Origin of the sequence: uncultured Mucilaginibacter sp. (assembly GCF_903913935.1) — a bacterium.
Lineage (GTDB): Bacteria > Bacteroidota > Bacteroidia > Sphingobacteriales > Sphingobacteriaceae > Mucilaginibacter.
This window is the reverse complement of sequence record NZ_CAIWNH010000491.1, coordinates 1-4,925: the sequence shown is the minus strand read 5'-3', so window position 1 is coordinate 4,925 and position 4,925 is coordinate 1. Positions and strand designations below refer to the sequence as shown.

The following is a 4,925-nucleotide window of genomic DNA, read 5'->3' as shown; positions in this document are numbered from 1 at the left end:
TCGTGCCGTTCGGGTCGGGGAACGGTTTATCCCGGTTCCTGCAAATCCCGATGGACGCTGTAAAAGCCATTCAAACACTAAACACCGGACATGTGGAAGTAATTGATTCAGCAACCCTGAACGGAAAGCCTTTTTTTAATATGGCAGGTATGGGTTTTGATGCGCACATTGCCGAAGTATTTTCACACAACAAAAAACGGGGGTTTATCACTTACATCAAGTCTTCGTTTGAAGAGTTCAATAAATACAAACCGGAATTATATAAAATCGATATCGACGGCAGAAACTATGATCGGAAATCGTTTATGCTGAGTTTTGCAAATTCATCGCAATACGGTAATGACGCTCACATATCCCCATGTGCCTCCGTTCAGGATGGGTTACTGGATATTTGTATGATCGATCAATTTTCAATCTGGCGGCTTCCTGAAATGGGTCTGCGGATGATGAACAAAACCGCCGATAAGACGAAGTTTGTTGAGATCATCCGGGGAAAACGGATCCATATTACACGTATTGCCCCAGGCCCCGTTCATCTTGACGGAGAGCCCCAGACAGAAGGCGCGGAAATTACCATTGAAATTGTACCCTCATCTTTAAAGGTGATTACGGGTGTTGATTATAAAAAGGTCTGAAGTCCGGAATCTAAAGCCTAAAGTCAGATTTATCTTTTTATATATCTTTGTCTCTATCTTTCGAAAACCCGACTCTGGACTTTCGACTTAGGGCTAACGACTTAGAAAAATGTCAAAAAAGAATTTCACAGGGGTGGTTTACTCAACCGACCCAGGTTTCCAGTACCAGGAAGACGGCGGGCAAACGGCCACTACCCTGCCACCACAGCAGCAAAACCTTAAAATATTCCTCGACCGCAAGGGCGGCGGTAAACTGGTTACCCGCGTAACCGGGTTTATTGGTACCGATGACGACCTGGAAACCCTCGGCAAAAAATTAAAATCCAAGTGCGGGGCCGGCGGCTCGGCCAAAGATGGCGAGATATTGGTGCAGGGCGATTTCAGGGAAAAGGTTTTAGCTATTCTGATTGCGGATGGCTATAAGGCGAAGAAAGCGGGGGGATAGTTGATTAGTTAATAAGAGGTTAGAGATTAGTTAAAAAAATCATAAAATCTCTCTGGCTATTCGGATTGTTTCTGTTTTAGGACTTTACTGACTTTTCGGACTTTCGGACTACATCAATCTCTAACCTTAGTGTATTGAACTAAACATATAAATAACAATATATCAACTACTTATATAGTGTGTAAAACATACATTATGTAAAAAAATATCCTATTTTACTTGTTTCTTAGAGTTTAAAACCGGTAATTTTGCAGCGACCAATTTATCTGTTTAATGAGAAACCGTACTACCCATGTACCTGATTTGAGCTGCTTCGGGCTCGACCAGGCAAAGCACATCTATTACCAGTTAACTCCCGCCGAACTTATTGAAGAGGCCTTAAAAAGAAACGAAGGCGTTTTAACCGAAAACGGGGCCCTTGCCATCGACACCGGCGAATTTACCGGCCGCTCACCTAAAGACCGTTTTATTGTTGAAGATGAACTGACGCGCGACACCGTATGGTGGGGCAAAGTGAACTTTAAGTTTGACAGCGATAAATTTGACGCCCTGCTGCAAAAAGTTTGCGACTACCTATCACAACGGGATGTATTTGTACGCGATTCCTGCGCTTGCGCAAACGAAAAGTATCATATTGATATACGGGTGATTACGGAAACAGCCTATCAAAACCTCTTTTCGCACCATTTATTCATTCGCCCAGAGGTAATTAATGCGCCTTTACCACCGGAATGGACGATAATTGCGGCGCCAGGCTTTATCGCCAACCCCGAAGAAGACGGTACCCGCCAGCATAATTTCTCGATCATCAATTTTAGCCGGAAGATCATCCTCATCGGCGGGACAGGTTATACCGGCGAGATCAAAAAAGGGATATTTTCGGTGCTGAACTTTATTCTCCCGCTACAAAAGAAGGTACTTTCGATGCACTGCGCTGCCAATACTGGCGCAAAAGGCGATACGGCGATATTTTTCGGTTTATCAGGTACCGGCAAAACCACCCTGTCCGCCGACCCTGAACGCAGCCTGATAGGCGATGATGAACATGGCTGGAGCGATTATACCATCTTTAACTTTGAAGGTGGCTGCTATGCAAAATGCGCCGACCTTACCGCTGAAAAAGAGCCGCAGATATTTAAAGCGATCCAATTTGGCGCCCTGCTTGAAAATATCAATTTTATAAAGGGCACCCGGATAGTGAACTTTTCTAATATCGATAAAACGGAGAATACCCGGGTGGCTTATCCGTTGAATTATATCAATAACGCGGTAACACCTTCTATAGGGGCATCTCCCAAAAACATCTTCTTTTTAACTGCCGACGCGTTCGGGGTTTTGCCGCCGATATCAAAACTTAGCCCCGAGCAGGCCATGTACCACTTTATTTCGGGGTACACCGCAAAGGTTGCCGGTACCGAAACAGGGATCACCGAACCAAAAGTTACTTTCTCTGCCTGTTTTGGTGAGGCTTTCCTTCCTCTAAACCCGGTAATCTACGCAAACCTGCTTGGCCAGAAAATAAAAGATCACCATGTAAATGTGTGGCTTGTAAACACCGGCTGGTCAGGCGGCCCCTACGGAACTGGCAAACGAATCAAACTTAAATACACCCGCGCCATGATTACCGCCGCCCTCAACGGCGAACTTTGCAATGTGCAATATACCGAACACCCTGTATTCAACCTGAGGATGCCGCTCAGTTGTCCGAATGTGCCCGATCAGTTGCTCGACCCGAAAAATACATGGTCAAACACGGAAAATTATGATGAAAAGGCACATTATTTAGCGATTGCCTTTAACAAGAATTTTGAACAATACGCCAGTTTAAGCAATTTAGCCGTCTCAGAAGCGGGACCGAATGTGGCCGTGCAATTTTAGTAACATAATTTTTATAGGTTATTACTTGCTATTATTAAAAAAAATAGGTTTTATTGTAAAAAATTGTATTGACAAAATACGAATTATAAATTCTGTTACGTTAAGTATCCACCCTGTATACTAACCGTATAAAGTTTTTATTAAAAAACAATAAAGAATAATTTAAATAGTTTTTTTAATTCATTAAAATTCTATTTTTGTTATTCGCTTAATATATGCGCATTTAACAAACTTATATTCATAAACTAAAAACTAAAACTAAAAACTAAAGTAATGGCAAACGCACCAACAAAACCAACTACTCCTGTTAAAAAAGAAAGCGCAAGTGCTTCAGGCTTGTTTGCAACGCTTACTATTCCAATTTGTATAGCTGTTGCAATTTTAATATACATCTTTATACTGGGAGATCCGAGCCATTTTGCAGGAGGTGACACTTCAGCAGAGCCTACAGATTATTATGGTACCGTACACAGAGGGGGAACTATCGTACCGCTGATCATGTCGTACCTGTTAATTGTAATTACATTCTCTATCGAACGTTTTGTTGTTATCGGCAAAGCATCAGGAACAAGCAATGTTGATGCATTTGTACGTAAAATACAAAGCTTCCTGAATGCAGGCAACATTGATGCTGCTAATGCAGAATGCGACAAACAAAAAGGTTCAGTAGCCAACGTAATCAAATCAGGCTTGAAGAAATACAAGGAAATGGAACTTGAACCAGGACTTGATGTTGACCAGAAAACTTTGGCTATCCAAAAAGATATCGAAGAAGCTACTTCACTGGAAATGCCTATGCTTGAGCAAAACCTTACAGTTATTGCTACCCTGGTATCTATCGGTACATTAACCGGTCTGTTAGGAACGGTTGTGGGTATGATCAAGGCGTTTAAAACTTTAGCTTCATCAGGTGCTCCAAATACAACTGAATTGTCAACTTCTATCTCTGAAGCGTTGATCAACACTGCATTAGGTATCAGTACATCAGCGATCTCTATCATCATGTATAACGTGTTCACTTCAAAAATTGACAAGCTGACTTACGCTATCGATGAAACCGGTTTCAGCATTGTTCAAACATTTGCTGCATCGCACAAAAATAAGTAAAGGCCCGCTATTGCTTAGTTTTCACCCTGGTTAATTGCCGCTGCACTGGCTGCAGTTAACCGGGGGTAGTATAATTCACTTATACATTATATATTTAAAAATTAACAATTATGCCTAGAGTAAAAGTTGCAAGGAAAAGCACAGCCATTGACATGACTGCCATGTGCGATGTGGCTTTCCTGTTGCTTACCTTTTTTATATTAACAGCAAAACCCAAAATAGACGACCCTTCGCATGCTGAAGTACCTCCTTCATCATATATGCTGCCTTTAAAGGATGCAAACATGATTACCATAGCGGTTGGAGTTGACAAGGCGTTTTTCTCTGTTACAGAGCAGGACGTTCGTGCCGGTGCGTTGAAAGCCATGGGCGAAAAATACGGGGTAACATTTACTGCCGAAGAAACCCAGCGCTTTTCATTAGTACCGATATTTGGTGTGCCAATGAAACAGCTCAAATCCTTCCTGGATACAGAGCCAACACAGGTTAAAAACTTCCCTCAAACAGGGATCCCCGTTGACACCACTAATAACAACGAATTATTTAATTGGATTTATACCTCAAGGCAGGCTGAAAAAGCTTTGCACGACAAGGATCTGCAGGTATCCATCAAGGCTGATAAGGCTGAGAAGTATCCGATGATAAACACCGTTATCAGCGTATTAGAGAAACAAAAACTCTTTAAGTTTGATTTAATCACCACGCTGGCAACAGCCCCTAAAAAATAAAAAGATGGCAGAATTAGACACCTCCGGCGGGGGCAAACATAAAGGCGGGAAGGTCAGGAGTAAAAAGGCATCAACACGCGTCGATTTAACGGCGATGGTAGACCTTGCGTTCCTTTTGATCACCTTTTTTAT

Annotated in this window: 5 protein-coding genes and 1 pseudogene; all 6 read left to right on the top strand. The window is 42.3% G+C overall.

Features of this window, described 5'->3' with window-relative positions:
• Window positions 1-635: diacylglycerol kinase family lipid kinase (locus QZY09_RS19940; protein ID WP_295675287.1), on the top strand; the 635-nt coding region annotated here is incomplete at its 5' end.
• A gap of 109 nt (window positions 636-744) precedes the next feature.
• On the top strand, window positions 745-1,080 hold the full coding sequence (locus QZY09_RS19935) for a translation initiation factor (protein WP_295675283.1): 336 nt from the start codon (window positions 745-747) through the stop codon (window positions 1,078-1,080).
• A 273-nt stretch (window positions 1,081-1,353) separates the two neighbouring features.
• Window positions 1,354-2,958, top strand: coding sequence for a phosphoenolpyruvate carboxykinase (ATP) (pckA, locus tag QZY09_RS19930; protein ID WP_295675281.1), 1,605 nt, complete (start codon window positions 1,354-1,356; stop codon window positions 2,956-2,958).
• A gap of 273 nt (window positions 2,959-3,231) precedes the next feature.
• Window positions 3,232-4,065, top strand: a complete 834-nt coding sequence (locus QZY09_RS19925) for a MotA/TolQ/ExbB proton channel family protein (RefSeq protein ID WP_295675279.1) — start codon at window positions 3,232-3,234, stop codon at window positions 4,063-4,065.
• Between the two features lie 110 nt (window positions 4,066-4,175).
• The gene (locus QZY09_RS19920; protein WP_295675277.1) at window positions 4,176-4,793 is read left to right on the top strand and encodes a biopolymer transporter ExbD; all 618 of its coding nucleotides are present in this window, start codon (window positions 4,176-4,178) and stop codon (window positions 4,791-4,793) included.
• A gap of 4 nt (window positions 4,794-4,797) precedes the next feature.
• Window positions 4,798-4,925 (top strand): annotated as a pseudogene (locus tag QZY09_RS19915) (biopolymer transporter ExbD); the annotation flags it as partial.